Origin of the sequence: Streptomyces barkulensis (assembly GCF_002843305.1) — a bacterium.
In the GTDB taxonomy this organism is placed as follows: Bacteria; Actinomycetota; Actinomycetes; order Streptomycetales; family Streptomycetaceae; genus Streptomyces; species Streptomyces barkulensis.
The window spans coordinates 38,606-54,761 of sequence record NZ_PGSG01000103.1 but is presented as its reverse complement, the minus strand read 5'-3'; the positions used below and the strand labels follow the sequence as shown (position 1 = coordinate 54,761).

14 protein-coding genes are annotated in these 16,156 nt (G+C 74.9%); 11 read left to right on the top strand and 3 right to left on the bottom strand.

All coding sequences use genetic code 11. The features are described from left to right. Window positions 1-2 precede the first annotated feature (2 nt). From CUT83_RS20955 to CUT83_RS20910, 11 genes are all read left to right on the top strand, one after another. Window positions 3-1,115 (top strand): mechanosensitive ion channel family protein, encoded by a 1,113-nt coding sequence (locus CUT83_RS20955; protein ID WP_101257380.1) that lies wholly within the window; start codon window positions 3-5, stop codon window positions 1,113-1,115. Between the two features lie 179 nt (window positions 1,116-1,294). Further along, the gene (locus CUT83_RS20950) at window positions 1,295-2,581 is read left to right on the top strand and encodes an ROK family transcriptional regulator (RefSeq protein WP_101257379.1); all 1,287 of its coding nucleotides are present in this window, start codon (window positions 1,295-1,297) and stop codon (window positions 2,579-2,581) included. 73 nt (window positions 2,582-2,654) lie between these two features. Beyond that, the gene (locus tag CUT83_RS20945) at window positions 2,655-3,965 is read left to right on the top strand and encodes a family 4 glycosyl hydrolase (RefSeq protein ID WP_101257378.1); all 1,311 of its coding nucleotides are present in this window, start codon (window positions 2,655-2,657) and stop codon (window positions 3,963-3,965) included. After that, window positions 3,956-5,020: an N-acetylglucosamine kinase gene (locus CUT83_RS20940; protein ID WP_101257377.1), complete on the top strand. Its 1,065-nt coding sequence runs from the start codon at window positions 3,956-3,958 to the stop codon at window positions 5,018-5,020. Before CUT83_RS20945 ends, CUT83_RS20940 begins: the two co-directional genes overlap by 10 nt. Before the next feature lie 429 nt (window positions 5,021-5,449). Then, window positions 5,450-6,841, top strand: coding sequence for a hypothetical protein (locus CUT83_RS20935; RefSeq protein ID WP_101257376.1), 1,392 nt, complete (start codon window positions 5,450-5,452; stop codon window positions 6,839-6,841). 162 nt (window positions 6,842-7,003) lie between these two features. Further along, window positions 7,004-7,159: an Arc family DNA-binding protein gene (locus CUT83_RS30385; RefSeq protein WP_165869627.1), complete on the top strand. Its 156-nt coding sequence runs from the start codon at window positions 7,004-7,006 to the stop codon at window positions 7,157-7,159. A 114-nt stretch (window positions 7,160-7,273) separates the two neighbouring features. After that, window positions 7,274-8,605 carry a PP2C family protein-serine/threonine phosphatase gene (locus tag CUT83_RS20930; protein WP_165869628.1) on the top strand — a complete coding sequence of 444 codons (1,332 nt, stop codon included), beginning with the start codon at window positions 7,274-7,276 and terminating at the stop codon, window positions 8,603-8,605. A gap of 589 nt (window positions 8,606-9,194) precedes the next feature. Beyond that, window positions 9,195-10,433: an FHA domain-containing protein gene (locus CUT83_RS20925; RefSeq protein WP_101257375.1), complete on the top strand. Its 1,239-nt coding sequence runs from the start codon at window positions 9,195-9,197 to the stop codon at window positions 10,431-10,433. A 124-nt stretch (window positions 10,434-10,557) separates the two neighbouring features. Continuing rightward, entirely contained in the window at window positions 10,558-11,286 is a 729-nt protein-coding gene (locus tag CUT83_RS20920) for an ABC transporter ATP-binding protein (RefSeq protein ID WP_101257374.1), read from the top strand. Continuing rightward, entirely contained in the window at window positions 11,283-12,353 is a 1,071-nt protein-coding gene (locus tag CUT83_RS20915) for an ABC transporter permease (protein ID WP_240958372.1), read from the top strand. The genes CUT83_RS20920 and CUT83_RS20915 overlap by 4 nt, the downstream gene beginning before the upstream one ends. Before the next feature lie 167 nt (window positions 12,354-12,520). Further along, the gene (locus tag CUT83_RS20910; RefSeq protein ID WP_101257428.1) at window positions 12,521-12,925 is read left to right on the top strand and encodes a globin; all 405 of its coding nucleotides are present in this window, start codon (window positions 12,521-12,523) and stop codon (window positions 12,923-12,925) included. Between the two features lie 182 nt (window positions 12,926-13,107). Here CUT83_RS20910 and CUT83_RS20905 read toward each other — a convergent pair whose 3' ends face one another. Genes CUT83_RS20905 through ettA form a run of 3 tightly spaced genes read right to left on the bottom strand, consistent with a single transcriptional unit; the run spans window position 13,108 to window position 15,955 of the window. After that, on the bottom strand, window positions 13,108-13,845 hold the full coding sequence (locus tag CUT83_RS20905) for a DUF8010 domain-containing protein (RefSeq protein WP_101257373.1): 738 nt from the start codon (window positions 13,843-13,845) through the stop codon (window positions 13,108-13,110). After that, a complete protein-coding gene (locus CUT83_RS20900; RefSeq protein ID WP_338154115.1) occupies window positions 13,842-14,282 on the bottom strand; it encodes an acyl-CoA thioesterase in 441 nt (146 codons plus the stop codon). Before CUT83_RS20900 ends, CUT83_RS20905 begins: the two co-directional genes overlap by 4 nt. An 8-nt stretch (window positions 14,283-14,290) precedes the next feature. Then, window positions 14,291-15,955 (bottom strand): energy-dependent translational throttle protein EttA, encoded by a 1,665-nt coding sequence (gene ettA, locus CUT83_RS20895; protein ID WP_101257372.1) that lies wholly within the window; start codon window positions 15,953-15,955, stop codon window positions 14,291-14,293. Window positions 15,956-16,156 lie beyond the last annotated feature (201 nt).

Here is a 16,156-nt window from a genome sequence, read left to right as displayed (position 1 = left end):
CCATGGACGAGGCGCACAGGACCGCCACCGACACCGCGGGCTGGATAGAGGAGAACTGGGGGACCTGGCTCGCCATCGGGCTGCGCATCGCGCTGATCCTGGTGATCGCCGTCGTGCTGCGCTCGGTGGTCAGACGGGCCATCACACGGCTGATCGCCCGGATGAACCGCAACGCCGAGGCCGAGGCCAGCGGCAACGCGCTGCGCGGTCTGCTGGTCAACGCCGAGCGGCGGCGCCAGCGCACGGAGGCCATCGGCTCGGTGCTGCGCAGCGTCACCACCTTCGTGATCATGGGGACGGCGCTGCTGATCGTGCTGTCCACCCTCGGCATCGACCTGGCCCCGCTGCTGGCCAGCGCCGGTGTGGCGGGCGTGGCGATCGGCTTCGGCGCGCGCAATCTGGTCACGGACGTGCTGACCGGGATGTTCGTGCTGCTGGAGGACCAGTACGGCGTCGGCGACCGCATCGACGCGGGCGAGGCCACCGGCACCGTCCTGGAGATCGGGCTGCGGGTGACCAAGCTGCGCGGCGACGACGGTGAGATCTGGTATGTGCGCAACGGCGAGATCAAGCGGGTCGGCAACCTCAGCCAGGGCTGGGCGACGGCCGCCCTGGACGTGGAGGTCCGCTCCGGCGAGGACCTGGAGGAGGTCCGCTCGGCGATCGCCGCGGCCGGTGAGGGGATGTCGACGTCCGCGCCGTGGGACGAGGTCCTGTGGGCGCCGGTGGAGGTGCTGGGCCTGAACTCGGTGACGCTGGACACCATGGTCATCCGCGTCTCGGCCAAGACGATGCCGGGCAAGGCGCTGCCGGTGGAGCGCGAGCTGCGCTGGCGCGTCAAGCGGGCGCTGGACGCGCGGGGCATCCGGATGGTGGACGAGGAGTCGATGGCGGCCCTGCGGAAGCTGGACGAGGAGCTGGGGGCGCCGGCCCGCGGGCGGGGCTCCGACCGGGTCCTGCTGGAGAAAGGGCCGGAGAAGGGGCCGGACGCCGCGAAGGAGGCGGTGGACCCGGTGAAGAACGCCCTGACCAGGGGTCCGGCCGGGAACCCGGCCGGACCCCTGGTGAAGGGGCCGGGAGATCTCGGGCGGGGCTCCGGCAAGCCGCGGCGGTAGGGCGCGCGGGGAGCGGCGCGGAGAACAGCGGAGAACAGCGGAGAACGGCGGAGGACACACGGGGAGCGGCGCGAAGGCCCGCCTTCGGCACGTCCGTTGACGCCGGCCGGAGGCGGGCCCTAGTGTCCCGGCCAGAAGACAGGAAACCTTCCTTACAGTTCTGGGCGGGAGACAGGCCCATGGCCGGGACCACTCCGGGAACGCCCCGGGTTCTGCGTGCGATGAACGACCGCGCCGCCCTGGAGCTGCTGCTCGCGCACGGCTCGCTCTCGCGCGGCCGCATCGGCAGGCTGACCGGGCTGTCCAAGCCGACCGCCTCCCAGCTCCTGGCCCGTCTGGAGGCCGCCGGCCTGGTCCGGGTCACCGGCACCAGCGAGGGCCGCCCGGGGCCGAACGCCCGGCTCTACTCGCTCGACCCGGCCGCGGCGCACGTGGCCGGGCTGGATGTCACCGCCACCCGGATCCGCGCCGCGGTCGCCGACATCACCGGCCGTACCGTCGGCTCCTTCGAGGTGCCCGCGCCGGGGCGCTCTGCGGCTTCCGAACCGTCCGGGGCCCCGGGGCGGCGGTCCGCCGATCCGGTCGTACGGCAGGTCGTGGCCGCCGTGGACGGGGCCGCCGGGGCCGCCGGACTCACCCGGTCCGCGCTGCACCGCGTCGTCATCGGTACCCCCGGCGCCTTCGACCCGCGCACCGGACGGCTGCGCTACGCCTCCCACCTGCCCGGCTGGCACTCCTTTGGTCTGCTGGAGGAACTGGCCGCCGCGCTGCCGGTGCCGGTGGAGTACGACAACGACGTCAATCTCGCCGCCGTCGCCGAGCACCGCCTGGGCGCCGCCCGGGGCCACGAGGACTTCGTCCTGCTCTGGAACGAGCAGGGCCTGGGCGCCGCGCTGGTGCTGGGCGGGCGGCTGCACCGCGGCTGGACCGGCGGCGCGGGCGAGGTCGGATTCCTGCCCGTCCCCGGCGCCCCGCTCCTGCGGCGGGTGGCCCGCGCCAACAGGGGCGGGTTCCAGGAACTGGCGGGCGCGCGGGCACTACTGCGGACGGCGCGCGAGCTGGGCATCGAGCCCCCTTCCGGCCGGGACGGCGAGGCGGCGGCGAAGCTGCTCGCCCGCGCGGTGGAACGGGCCGGGCAGGAGGCCTGGCAGAACGGTGGGCAGGACGGCGGGCAGGACGGCGGCGGCCCGTACGGCGAGCTGCTGCGCCGCGCCGCCACCGGGCTGGCGACCGGGCTGGCCGCGCTGGTCGCCGTCCTGGACCCGGAACTGATCGTGCTGTCGGGCGGCGTACTCGCCGCGGGCGGGGAGGTGCTGCGCACGCTGGTGCGGCGGGAGCTGGACGAACTGGCTGCGCCCCGGCCGCGGCTGGTCCTCGGGACCGTCACCGATCACCCCGTGCTCAGCGGCGCGCTGGAGAGCGCCCTGGCCACCACCCGCGACGAGGTGTTCGACACCTCCCGCTGACACCCCCGTACTCCCACACCCCGCAATCCGCACATCTCCAAGTCCCGCTCCCCGGAACCGAGGAGGAAGTCCCGTGAAACTCGCAGTGGTGGGCGGCGGGTCCACCTACACCCCCGAACTCGTCGACGGGTTCGCCCGGTTGCGGGAGATCCTCCCGGTCACCGAGCTGGCCCTGGCCGACCCGGCCGGGGACCGGCTGGAGCTGGTGGGCGGGCTCGCCCGCCGCATGCTCGCCCGCGCCGGCCATCCGGCCGCCGTCACCACCACCGGCGACCTGGACGCGGCCGTCGCGGACGCCGACGCCGTGCTGCTCCAGCTCCGCGTGGGCGGCCAGGCGGCCCGCGAGCGGGACGAGACCTGGCCGCTGGAGTGCGGCTGCGTCGGGCAGGAGACCACGGGCGCGGGCGGACTGGCCAAGGCGCTGCGCACCGTCCCCGTCGTCCTGGACATCGCCGAGCGGGTGCGCCGCGCCAACCCCGGTGCGTGGATCATCGACTTCACCAACCCGGTCGGCATCGTCACCCGCGCGCTGCTGAACGAGGGCCACCGGGCGGTGGGCCTGTGCAACGTGGCGATCGGTCTCCAGCGGAAGTTCGCCGCCCTGCTGGAGGTGGAGCCCGGCCGGCTGCACCTGGACCACGTCGGGCTCAACCACCTCACCTGGGAGCTCGGGGTGCGCCTGGGCGGGCCGGAAGGGCGGGACGTGCTGCCCGGACTGCTGGCCCGGCACGGCGCGGCGATCGCCGCCGGCCTGCGGCTGCCCGAGCCCCTCCTGCACCGGCTGGGCGCCGTGCCCTCGTACTACCTGCGCTACTTCTACGCCCATGACGAGGTCGTGGCCGAGATGCGCGACAGCCCCCCGCGGGCGGCGGAGGTCGCCGCGATGGAACGCGAGCTGCTGGAGATGTACGCCGACCCGGCGCTGGACACCAAACCGGAGCTGCTGGCCGGGCGCGGCGGCGCCTACTACTCCGAGGCCGCCGTCGCCCTGGCCGCGGCCCTGCTGGGCGGCGGCCGGGGCGGGGCGGACGGGACGGGCGGGGCCGGCGGGGGCGGCACCGGCGAGGGCACGCAGGTGGTGAACGTCCGCAACGACGGCACCCTGCCCTTCCTTCCCGACGACGCGGTGGTCGAGGTCCCGGCCGCCGTCTCCCCGGCGGGCGTGAAGCCGCTGCCCGTACCGCCGCTGAACCCGCTCCACACGGGCCTGATCTCGGCCGTGACGGCGTACGAGCACCTGGCGCTGGACGCCGCACTGCGCGGCGGCCGGGACCGGGTGTTCACCGCGCTGCTGGCCCACCCCCTGATCGGTCAGTACGCCCTCGCCGAGAAGCTGACGGACCGTCTGCTCGCGCACAACCGGGAGCACCTGGCATGGGCCTGACTCCCGCCGCCGGACCGCCCGCCGCCGGACCGCCCGCCGCCGCGCTGGCCGTCGACGCGCTGGCCGTCGACGCGGGCAACAGCAAGACCGACGTGGCGCTGGTCTCGGCGGACGGGACGGTGCTGGGCTCGGCGCGCGGCGGCGGCTTCCGCCCGCCGGCGGTCGGGACGGGGAGGGCCGTCGCGTCACTGGCCCGGACGGTGGCCCGGGCGGCGCGGGCGGCGGGCCTGGAGGCGCGGCCGGGCGCTCCCCTGGCCGGGCACGTGTCGGCCTGTCTGGCAGGCGCCGACCTGCCGCGCGAGGAGCGGGAGCTGACGGAGCGGATCGGCGCCCTCGGCTGGGGCCGCACCCTCCGCGTGGCCAACGACACCTTCGCGATCCTGCGCGCTGGCCTGCCCGACGACGGATCCCCCCGGCACGGGGTCGCCGTCGTGTGCGGTGCGGGGATCAACTGCGTCGGTGCCGCCGCCGACGGCCGTGTCCACCGCTTCCCCGCCGTCGGCCGCCTGTCCGGGGACTGGGGCGGCGGTGGAGGGCTGGCGGAGGAGGCCCTGTGGTGCGCCGCCCGCGCCGAGGACGGCCGGGGCGGGGACACCGAGCTGGCGAGGGCGCTGCCCGCGCACTTCGACCTGCCCAGCATGTACGCGCTGATCGAGGCCTTCCATCTGGGTGATCTGCCGGGCGGGCGCAGGCACGAGCTGGTGCCCGTCCTCTTCGCGGTGGCCGCCGGGGGCGACGCCGTGGCCCGCTCTCTGGTGCACCGCCAGGCCGAGGAGATCGCGGTGATGGCCTCGGTGGCGCTGGAGCGGCTGGACCTGCTGGGGGCCCCGGTGCCGGTGGTGCTGGGCGGCGGCGTCGCGGCCGCCCGCCATCCGCTGCTGCACGACCGCCTGCTCGCCCTGCTGGCCGAACGCGCACCGCTGGCCACCGTCCGCGTGGTCACCGCTCCCCCGGTCCTCGGCGCCGGTCTGCTGGCCCTGGACCGGCTGGAGGCCGGGCCCGCCTCCTGCACCCGGCTGCGCGCCCACTACGCCGGCCGCACCGCACTCGCCTGAGGCGCGCCCGGGCGCGCGCACCCTGCCGTCGCGCCCCGGGCATCGCGGTCCGGACATCGCGGTCCGGACATCACGGTCCGGACAGGATCCCGCCAAAACGGCGCCGTCACGGCTCCCCGCCGCCATACCGCCGACCGGGCTCCTCCGCCTTCCACCGCACGGGGCGCGGGCCCGGTCCGCCGGTGCCCGAAGGCCCCGGGGACCGGAACGGGAACGGGGACGGGGCCGCCCGCGTCAACAACGCGCCGGAGGAGTATCGCCGAAGTGGGCTGGGCAGTCCGCGGATGGCCGTACACGAGCGGTGTCCGGCGGACAAGATGGGAGCAGCGCATCCGGCGCTCCCCGCCCGGCCCACCGGGGCGGGCGGGTGCCGGGTGCGAGCACGGACGCGACCAGGACGTGAAGACGACACGAGCGGCGAGGTGACCGATGGGGGACGACGGGGCTGCCGAACCGGGCGGACCGGTGATGGACCGGGAGGAGGTGGACCGTGCCCTGGCGCGGTTCGGCGCGGAGCACGAGGCGGTGGAGACCTCTCTGTACGCGCTCCAGGACCATGCGGGGCGCAGGCTGCTGGAGGGGGCCGAGCTGACCGGTGTGACCAAGGAGCGGTGGGCGCGGACCGAGGAGGCCGTCTCGCTGCTGTGGACGTACTTCGACGCCTTCACCGCGGCGCTGGACTCCGCGCGCGGACTGCGCGGCGAAAGCCGCTGGCCGGCGCCGGAGGACCTCGCCGGGCTGACCGCGCGGCTGCGCGGCCCGGCGGTCGCCGTCCCCGCCGCCGACAGCCCCGCCGACAACCCCGGATCCGGGGCCGAGGCCGGATCCGGGGCCGAGGCCGGATCCGGGGCCGGGGCCGGGGCCGGGGCCGTCGAGCGGATCACCCTGGCCGAGCTGGTGGCCCGGATGAACGGCTGGTACGCCCGGGCCCTGGACACCGTCGCCGCCGCCGACTCCGTGTGGTCCGCGCTGCCCGCACGGATAGACATGCTCTCCGCCGAGCTCCAGCGCATCCGCTCCCTGGCGCACTCCGTGGGCGTGCGCCCCGGGGAGCACCCGGCGGGCGACGAGCTGGAGCAGGTCACCGCCGAGCTGACCGCGCTGCGGGCCGAGGTCGTCGCCGACCCGCTGGCCTTCTGGGTTTCGGCGGGCGGGAGTTCGGCCCCCGGCGGCGGGCGGCCCGACACCGTCCGGTACGACCGCGCGGCCCGTGCGCTGGAGGACGTCCGGCGCGAGATCGACGCCGTGCTCCAGGTGCGGCAGGACGCCGAGCAGCGGCTGATGCGGCTGCGCGACGTGCTGTCGCGTGCCGACCGCACCCTGGCCGAGGCCCGGACCGCGCGCGGCGAGGTGCTGGCGAAGATCGCGGCGGTCGAGGTGCCCGCGGTGAGCGGGCCGCCGACCGCCCTGTACGAACAGCTCGCGCTGGCCGCCGAGCACCGGCGGCACGCCCGCTGGCACCGGCTGTCGCCGTTGCTGGAGAGCCTGGAGGAGCGCGCGGACGAGGAGTTGGAGCGGGCCCGCGCCTCGCTGACCGCCGTGACCGCGCCGCTGGCGGTGCGGGCGGAGCTGCGCGGCCGGCTGGACGCGTACCGCGCGCGGCTGGCACGGCGCGGGGCGGCCGGCGACCCCCTGCTGACGGAGCGGTACGACGCCGCGCGGCGGCTGCTGTGGAGCGCGCCGTGCGATCTGCGGGCGGCCGAGCAGGCGGTGCTGCGCTACCGGGAGGCGGCGCTGGAGGTGCTGGCACCGCCCGGCGGGCCGGCGGACGGGAGGCCGGCGGGTGGCGAACCGGCGGGCAGACAGGAGGAGTTCCGGTGAGCCGGGGGCGGGTTTGGACGCGCTGCTCCGGGAACGCTTGATCACCAGGGCGTCCGGTGGGGACGGCGGAGGGGGCCTGCCCGGCGCCCTCCGGCCCCCATGGTGTCACTGCGACGTCTCCAATCCACCACCAAAACACCACATAGACCCTATTGTGAAGTCATGGACGAGACGACACGCATTACACTCCGCCTTCCCGTCGACCTCCACACATGGCTGGTCGACCAGGCCAGGTCCGCCCGCAGGTCCCTCAATTCCGAGATCGTCCACCGCCTGGAGGTCGAGCGCGCCGCCGAGGCCGACGGCGAATCACGCTGAGGGCGACTCACCCCTCCCCGTCCTGCACCGCAGGAGTCCGACTCCCTCCCGCGAACGGGAGGCATCCCCACCCCGGCCGGGAGGCCGGGACATCATCGAAGGAACCCGGTGACCATGCCGCAGCCCGACCGCCCTTCCGTCTGCCCCCGGTGCCATGAGCCGCTGGAGGCCGGTGATCTCCACCGCGGCGCGTGCGGCGCCGGTCCGGGGGCCGGGGCAGGCGGCTCGCGGCCCCTGATCCCGCCGCCCCCGGCGGCCCCGCCCGCGGTCCCGCCCGTCGTACCGGACACCGCGGGGGGCGGGCCGGACTACGTCCTGCCGCCCCCCGCCCCCGTGCCCCCCGTCCCGCAGGTGCCGCCGCCTCCGGCCGTGCCGCCCGCGGTCCCCGCCGCGCAGGCCGGAGACGCGGGGCAGGCCGGAGACGCGGGGCAGGCCGGAGACACGGGGCGGGCCGGAGACACGGGGCGGGCCGGTCCGCCGGCGCCAGGTGAGAACCCGCTCCCGGACGGCGCCCACGGCGGCGCTCCGGCCGGCGGCGGACAGGAGCGGTGCGTCGCCTGCGGCACCGGCGCCGTCGACGCCGAGAGCCGCTGCGAGCACTGCGGCCACGCCCAGCCGCGCGAACGCGACCACATGGAGGAGGAGTCGGAAGGCGTCGCGGCGGTCAGCGACCGCGGACTGCGCCACCACCGCAACGAGGACTCCTTCGCCGTCTCGGCCGTCTCCCTGCCGGACGGCTCCCCGGCCGTGATCGCCGTCGTCTGCGACGGGGTGTCGTCGGCAACCCGCCCGGACGAGGCCTCGGCCGCCGCCGCCGAGTCCGCGTGCACGTCGATGCGGGGGTCCCTGCCGGGCGGCACCGACCCCCGGCAGGCGATGCACGACGCCCTGGTGGCCGCCTCCGAGGCCGTCAACGCCCTGGCACCGGAGCCGCGCGACCCGGTGGAGAACGCCCCGGCCTGCACCATCGTCGGCGCGGTGGTCGCGGGGGACCTCCTCACCGTCGGCTGGATCGGCGACAGCCGCGCCTACTGGGTCCCCGAGGACCGCTCCACCGCGCCCGCCCGGCTCACCGAGGACGACTCCTGGGCCGCCCAGATGGTGGCGGCGGGCCTGATGGAGGAGGCCGAGGCGTACGCGGACGCCCGGGCGCACGCCATCACCGGGTGGCTGGGGGCGGACGCCTACGAACTCGACCCGCACACCGCCTCGTTCACCCCGGACCGGCCCGGCGTGGTGGTGGTGTGCACGGACGGCCTGTGGAACTACGCCGAGTCCGCCGAGGAGATGGCCGAGGCCGTCCCGGCCGACGCCCGTACCCACCCGATGCGGTCCGCCCGGCATCTGGTGGGGCACGCGCTGGACGGCGGCGGCCACGACAACGTGACGGTGGCGGTGCTCCCGTTCCCCGCGCCGCCCGGCTCCGGCCCGGCCGTGACCGGCTGACGCGCCGCCCGCCGTGGACCGGGCGGGCGCCCGCGCCGGAGCGCCTTCGCCGGATCGGGCGTACCGCGCCTCGCGGCGGGCGGCAACCTGAACGAGTGCCGGGCGGGCGGGCCGGCCGGAGGTGGCGCAGATCACGGCCCGGCCCTTCCGTCCCGGCCGGCGCACCGTTCCACGGCGCCCGGCGCCCGGCGGCAGCGGCGCGGGAAGCGTTCCGCCGGCCGCGCCCGCCCGGTTCCGCTCCCTCCGTCCGATGGCCCACCCGCAGGTCACGGGACTCCCGGCCGGGTGGAAACGGGCCCGGGAACGCCGAGGGGGACGCGGACGGAGCTCCCCGTCGCCGCCTTCCCGGCACCCGCCTCCCCGGGCGGTGACGGGCGGCGAAGGGGCGCACCGGCGGGCGGTCGCGCCCCGGAGGCGGTGGAGAAGGCAGTGGGCGTGACCGGCCCCGCGCCCGGTACTGTTCCGCTGACGGCGGTGGTCCTCCGAGACCGGCGGGACCACCGAACGCGCGGCCCGGAGGCCGGGGCGCGCGAAGAAGCGAACGACCGAGCGACGCGACACGGAGCCGCGCGGAGGGGGAAGGACCGACATGCCGACTTGCCCGAACGGCCATCAGTCGGCGGCCGACGACTGGTGCGAGGTGTGCGGCCACCGCATGGCCTCCGCTCCGGGTGTGCCCGCCGGTGCCGTCCCGCCGCCCCCGATGCCCGGCCGGGGCGGCTACGGCTACCCCGGCCCCGGGGGCGACTCCGCGGCGCAGGGCGAGCTGTGCCCGCAGTGCCGCACCCCCCGCGAGGGGCAGTCCCCGGTCTGCGAGGAGTGCCGGTACAGCTTTCTCACACACTCCCCCGCCGCCTACAGTCCGCCGCCTCCGCCCGCACCGCCGCAGCAGATGCCCGGCGGCAGCATGAGCGGGCTGAACCTGCCGCCCGGATTCCAGGCGCAGGGCCCGCCCTCCCCGCCGCCTCCGCCCGCACCGCCGCAGCCCCAGCACCAGCACCAGCACCAGCACCAGCAGGCTCAGCAGCCCGTGGCTCCTCCCCAGCACCACGGGCAGCCTCCGCACGGACAGCCCGACTACGGCGGGCAGCCCGGCTACGGCTACCCCCAGCAGCCTCCGGCCCCCCAGCCCCTGCAGCAGCCCCAGCACCAGCAGCCCCAGCACCACCAGCCGCCGGGAGGCGGCGGTGACGACTGGCCGCTTCCGCCGCCCTCGCACAGCGGGCAGCAGACCGGTCAGCACGGGCAGCCTCCGCACGCCCAGCCCCAGCACGCCCAGCCCGACTACGGCCGCTCCGACTACGGCGGGCAGCCCGGCTACGGCTACCCCCAGCAGCCTCCGGCCCCCCAGCCCCCGCAGCAGCACCAGCACCAGCACCAGCAGCCCCAGCACCACCAGGGGCCGCCGTCCCAGCAGCAGCCCGCGAGCTGGGCGGTGACGGTCGGGCCCGACCAGGAGTACTTCACCGCGATGATGCGGCGCAGCGGCCCCGAGGCGGCCGGGCTCAACATGCCCGCCTACACCGCCGAGCAGCGCGTCCAGCTCAGCGGCCCCCAGGTCACCATCGGCCGCCGCCGCCACTCCACCGGCGAGTCGCCCGACATCGACCTGGGCCGCTCGCCGGAGGACCCGGGGGTGTCGCACCAGCACGCGGTGCTGGTGCAGCAGCCCGACGGCGGCTGGTCCGTGGTCGACCAGGACTCCACCAACGGCACCACCGTCAACGGCGCCGAGGACCCGATCCAGCCGTTCGTCCCCGTCCCGCTCCAGGAGGGCGACCGGGTGCACGTGGGCGCGTGGACCACGATCACCCTGCACCGGGGCTGACGCCCGGTCCGGGCCCGGAGCAGATCCCGGACAGATCCCGGAACAGGCCCCGGCCCGCCGGGCGAGACCGCCCCGGATCCCGGCTACTGCCGGAAGGTGATATTCCGGCAGTAGCCTCCGTCCCATGACAGACGCCGCGATCACAGTCGAGGGACTGCGCAAGCGGTACGGGGACGTACAGGCCGTCGACGGGGTGTCCCTCACCGTCGAACGCGGCGAGTTCTACGGCATCCTCGGACCGAACGGCGCGGGCAAGACGACCACCCTGGAGATGACCGAGGGCCTGCGCAAGCCGGACGAGGGGACGGTCCGGCTGCTCGGCGAGTCCCCCTTCCCCCGCAACCCGGCGCTGCTGCGCCGCATGGGCGTCCAGCTCCAGGCGTCGGCGTTCTTCGAGAAACTGACCGCCCGCGAGCAGATCCACACCTTCGCCTCCCTCTACGGCGTCCCCGCCGAGCGCGCCGACGCGATGCTGGAGACCGTCGGCCTGACCGAGAAGGCCGGCACCCGCGAGAACAGGCTCTCCGGGGGCCAGGCCCAGCGGCTGTCCATAGCCTGCGCGCTGGTCCACGACCCGGAGCTGGTGTTCCTGGACGAGCCGACCACCGGCCTCGACCCGCAGGCCCGCCGCAACCTGTGGGACCTGCTGCGCGCCATCAACCAGGAGGGCCGCACCGTGGTGCTCACCACGCACTACATGGACGAGGCCGAGACGCTGTGCGACCGGGTGGCGGTGATGGACCACGGCCGCGTGCTGCGCGTGGGCGCCCCGGCCGAACTGGTGGCGGAGCTGGGCGTGGACTCCCTGGAGGACGTCTTCCTCCAGCTGACCGGACGGGAGTACCGCCAGTGAGCCCCAAGACGTTCGCCAGCCTCTCCAGGGCGATGGCCCTGGGCCTGCTGCGGGACCGTACCGCCGCCTTCTTCATGCTGGTCTTCCCGCTGATGTTCCTGGTGCTGTTCGGCGCGCTGTTCAAGAACGACTCGACGGCCCGGGCGGAGATCGTCCAGGTCGGCCGGGTCGAGATCTTCGACTCCCTGCCGCGCGAGGAGCGCGAGGGGCTGGAGGAGGTCCTGGAGATCAGGCGGTCCGACGACCGGGAGGAAGCCCTGGAGGAGGTCCGCGCGGGCGACGTGGACGCCGCCGTCTGGCAGGAGGGCGACGAGGTACGGCTGCGCTACTCGGCAGCCGATCAGGTCCGGGCGGGCAACGCGCGGGCGCTGGTCGGCTCGGTCGTCCAGCAGGCCAACATCGCCGCGACCGGGCAGCCCCCCGCCTACGGGCTGACCGCCCGTCAGGTGGAGGACGAGTCGCTGAAGGCGATCCAGTTCCTCACCCCGGGTCTGCTCGGCTGGGCGGTGGCGATGGGCGCGGTCTTCGGTTCGGCGTTCACCCTGGTCAACTGGCGCAAGAAGCGCATCCTGCGGCGGCTGTGGCTGGCCCCGGTGAGCGCGGGCACGGTCATCGCGGCCCGTGTCGGGGTGAGCGTGGCGCTGGCCCTCGTCCAGACCGCGGTCTTCCTCGGCGTGGCCTCCATTCCCTACTACGGCCTGGAGCTGAGCGGCCACTGGTGGCTGGCCCTGCCGCTGGTGGTGTGCGGCACGCTGGCCTTCATGTCCATCGGGCTGGTCATCGGTGCCTGGGCGAAGACCGAGGAGGCGGCGAACGGAGTGGCCCAGGTGGTCATCCTGCCGATGGCCTTCCTCTCCGGCGCCTTCTTCCCGCTGGATACGGCGCCGTCCTGGGTACGGGCGATCTCCGACCTCTTCCCGCTGACGTATCTGAACGAGGCGATGCAGGACGTCCTCTCCCGCGGCCAGTCCTGGGGCGCGGTGTTGCCCGTCATGGGCGGGCTGCTGCTGTTCGCCGCGGTCCTGACGGCCGTGGCCGCCCGGCTCTTCCGCTGGGACGACGCCTGAGGCCCCCGGCCGCCCGCCGGGCAGGACGCCGGGCCCCGGAGCCGGGACCGGGCCCGGGGGCGGGGCCGGGGGCGGGGCCGGGGGCCTCAAGGCCGTGGGCCCCGAGCCCTGAGCACTGAGCCCTGAGCCCTGAGGGCATGGGCCGGGCATCTGCGACCATGGGGGGCGTGATGGAGATTCCGCGTGGCGACGTGCAGACGCAGACCTTCTTCGAGCAGGTCGGGGGCGAGGAGACCTTCCGGCGGCTGGTGCGCCGGTTCTACGAGGGTGTGGCCGGGGACCCGCTGCTGCGGCCGATGTACCCGGAGGAGGACCTCGGTCCGGCCGAGGAGCGGCTGGCGCTGTTCCTGATGCAGTACTGGGGCGGGCCCCGGACGTACAGCGAGCAGCGCGGGCATCCCCGGCTGCGCATGCGGCACGTGCCCTTCAGGGTCGACCGCGCCGCCCACGACGCCTGGCTGCGGCACATGCGCGACGCCGTGGACGAGCTCGGCCTGTCCCCCGAGCACGAGCGGCAGCTGTGGGACTACCTGGTCTACGCGGCCGCCTCGATGGTCAACACCCCGGACTGACCCCGCACCGCGCACGAACACCGCGCACGAACACGGCGCACCCGGCGAAGCCCCGGCCCTTCCCACTCCTGCGGGCCGGGGCTCTCCCGACGCCGTTCACGACGCCGTTCGCGGAGAGGTCGGCGGAGAGGTCGGCGGAGACGTCGGCGGAGACGTCGGCGGAGACGTCGGCAAGGGCGCTCTCACAGCGGGGTGACGCTCAGCCCCGGCACACCCCGCCCGGCGCCGCGCACGGCGACCGAGCCGTACGGGGTGCGCAGCCGCAGCCAGGTGCCGGCGGCCAGCACCGCCACCGCGGCGTCCCGCCCGCCGGTGGCGGGCGGCGGCCCCTGCGGGCCGGCCGCCGGGGCCGGGCCGCGCGAGCGCAGCATGCCCAGCGCCTGCGCGGCGTGCACGGCGCGCAGCGGCAGCCCCGTACCGCCGCCCAGGGGACGGGACCAGATCTCCTCCGCCAGCGCGTCCAGCGCCTCGCGGGTGCGCTCGCCGGGTGCCAGCGCCTCGCTGCGCCGCCGGAACTCGGCGACCACCGAGGCGGCGGCCGCGCGCACCGACTCGTACGGCAGCTCGCCCACCGGACGCCAGCCGCCGCGCGGCGGCAGCAGGCCGGCCCAGGGCGGGCCGGTCACGGCGGCGGGCACGGAGACCGACTCGGACGCCTCGTCGAGGCCCTCCAGCAGTTCCCCGGCGGAGACCGTCGCGTCCAGCTGTGCCGGCTCGGTCAGCCGGACGGTGCGCACGGCCAGCACCTCGAAACGGGCCGGCCGCGCGAAGACGCCCAGGACGCCGTCGCCGGTCGCCCGCAGCCGTGCCGCCGCGGCCTTCTCCCAGCGCAGCAGCCGCCCCAGGAGGGCGGCCAGCTCGGCCGCCTCCCCGGGGTCGGCGAACACCAGGCGTGGGGGCTGTCCGCTCGTGCGGCTCATGCGGTGGCGGCCCCCGTCGCGCTGTCGTCCAGGTACTCCTTGAGGAACGCCTTCTCCTCGTCACTGAGCCGGCGCGGACGCTCGCGCTCCAGGTCGTAGGGGACCACGACCGTCGAGGCGCGGACGTAGACGGTGTCCCCTTCACCGGGGCCGTCCTTGACCTCGTAGGCGACCGTCAGCGAGGCCGCCCCGATCCTGGTCACCCACATCTCGACCACGACCGGCTCGTGCCGGTGCACCAGCGGGCGCAGATAGGAGATCTCGTGCCCGGCCACCACCGAGCCGCCGGTGAAGGCCCCCGACGCCGCCTGGCGGGCGAGCCGGAACATGAAGTCGATCCGCGCCTCCTCCAGGTACCTCAGGAACACGACGTTGTTGACGTGCCCGAAGGAGTCCATGTCGGACCAGCGCAGAGGGCAGGGGAATGTGTGGCGCACGCCTCTCCTCAGCCCCGCGTCAGCTTCTTGTAGGTGGTGCGGTGCGGACGGGCGGCGTCCGGGCCGAGCCGCTCGATCTTGTTCTTCTCGTACGACTCGAAGTTGCCCTCGAACCAGAACCACTTGCTCTCGCCCTCGTAGGCGAGGATGTGGGTGGCCACGCGGTCCAGGAACCAGCGGTCGTGGGAGACCACCACGGCGCAGCCGGGGAACTCCAGCAGCGCGTTCTCCAGCGAGGACAGGGTCTCGACGTCGAGGTCGTTGGTCGGCTCGTCGAGCAGGAGCAGGTTGCCGCCCTGCTTGAGGGTGAGCGCCAGGTTCAGGCGGTTGCGCTCACCGCCGGAGAGGACCCCGGCCGGCTTCTGCTGGTCCGGGCCCTTGAAGCCGAACGCGGAGACGTAGGCGCGCGAGGGCATCTCGACCTGGCCGACGTTGATGTAGTCCAGCTCGTCGGAGACGACGGCCCACAGCGTCTTCTTGGGGTCGATGTTGGCGCGGGCCTGGTCGACGTAGGAGATCTTGACCGTGTCGCCGACCTTGATGCTGCCGGAGTCCGGCTCCTCCAGGCCCTGGATCATCTTGAACAGCGTGGTCTTGCCCGCGCCGTTGGGGCCGATGACGCCGACGATGCCGTTGCGCGGCAGGGTGAAGGACAGGTCGTCGATGAGGACCTTGTCACCGAACGCCTTGTGCAGACCCTCGACCTCGACCACGACGTTGCCCAGACGCGGGCCCGGCGGGATCTGGATCTCCTCGAAGTCCAGCTTGCGGGTCTTCTCGGCCTCGGCGGCCATCTCCTCGTAGCGGGTCAGACGCGCCTTGGACTTCGCCTGGCGGCCCTTGGCGTTGGAGCGGACCCACTCCAGCTCCTCCTTGAGCCGCTTCTGCCGCTTGGCGTCCTTCTGCCCCTCGACCTTGAGGCGGGCGGCCTTCTTCTCCAGGTAGGTGGAGTAGTTGCCCTCGTAGGGGTGGGCGCGGCCGCGGTCGAGCTCGAGGATCCACTCGGCGACGTTGTCCAGGAAGTACCGGTCGTGGGTGATGGCCACGACGGTGCCCTCGTACTTGGCCAGGTGCTGCTCCAGCCACAGCACGGACTCGGCGTCCAGGTGGTTGGTGGGCTCGTCCAGCAGCAGCAGGTCGGGGGCCTCCAGCAGCAGCTTGCACAGCGCGACGCGGCGCTTCTCGCCGCCGGAGAGGTTGGTGACGGGCCAGTCGCCGGGCGGGCAGCCCAGGGCGTCCATGGCCTGCTCCAGCTGGGCGTCCAGGTCCCAGGCGTTCGCGTGGTCGAGCTGCTCCTGGAGCTTGCCCATCTCCTCCATCAGCTCGTCGGTGTACTCGGTCGCCATCTGCTCGGCGATCTCGTTGAACCGGTCGAGCTTGCCCTTGATCTCCGCGACGCCGTCCTGGACGTTCTCCAGCACCGTCTTGGACTCGTCCAGCGGGGGCTCCTGCAGGAGGATGCCGACGCTGTAGCCGGGGGCGAGGAAGGCGTCGCCGTTGGACGGCTGCTCCAGCCCGGCCATGATCTTCAGCACCGTGGACTTTCCGGCGCCGTTGGGGCCCACGACACCGATCTTCGCTCCGGGCAGGAAGCTCAGCGTGACGTCGTCGAGAATCACCTTGTCGCCGTGCGCCTTACGCGCCTTGCGCATGGTGTAGATGTACTCAGCCAAGAGAAACCGTCCGGCAATCAGGGAGTGGGCAGATACACCCCATCTTGCCGCACCCCCGCGCTGGGACGAAAACGAGCACCGGGGCGACCTGTGTCACGCCCCCGGGCCGTGAAAAGACCGCGTGCCGCCGCAAGTGGTGCGGCGGCACGCGGCCGGGTGGTTCGGGTGGTCCGGGCGGATCGGGCGATCACGCCCGGACCG

What these genes read in the sequence shown, in the direction of transcription:
- CUT83_RS20955 (WP_101257380.1), top strand. Translation starts at nt 3, where the DNA reads ATGGACGAGGCGCACAGGACCGCCACCGACACCGCGGGCTGGATAGAG.
- CUT83_RS20950 (WP_101257379.1), top strand. Translation starts at nt 1,295, where the DNA reads ATGGCCGGGACCACTCCGGGAACGCCCCGGGTTCTGCGTGCGATGAAC.
- CUT83_RS20940 (WP_101257377.1), top strand. Translation starts at nt 3,956, where the DNA reads ATGGGCCTGACTCCCGCCGCCGGACCGCCCGCCGCCGGACCGCCCGCC.
- CUT83_RS20935 (WP_101257376.1), top strand. Translation starts at nt 5,450, where the DNA reads ATGGGGGACGACGGGGCTGCCGAACCGGGCGGACCGGTGATGGACCGG.
- CUT83_RS30385 (WP_165869627.1), top strand. Translation starts at nt 7,004, where the DNA reads ATGGACGAGACGACACGCATTACACTCCGCCTTCCCGTCGACCTCCAC.
- CUT83_RS20930 (WP_165869628.1), top strand. Translation starts at nt 7,274, where the DNA reads ATGCCGCAGCCCGACCGCCCTTCCGTCTGCCCCCGGTGCCATGAGCCG.
- CUT83_RS20925 (WP_101257375.1), top strand. Translation starts at nt 9,195, where the DNA reads ATGCCGACTTGCCCGAACGGCCATCAGTCGGCGGCCGACGACTGGTGC.
- CUT83_RS20920 (WP_101257374.1), top strand. Translation starts at nt 10,558, where the DNA reads ATGACAGACGCCGCGATCACAGTCGAGGGACTGCGCAAGCGGTACGGG.
- CUT83_RS20905 (WP_101257373.1), bottom strand. Translation starts at nt 13,845, where the DNA reads ATGAGCCGCACGAGCGGACAGCCCCCACGCCTGGTGTTCGCCGACCCC.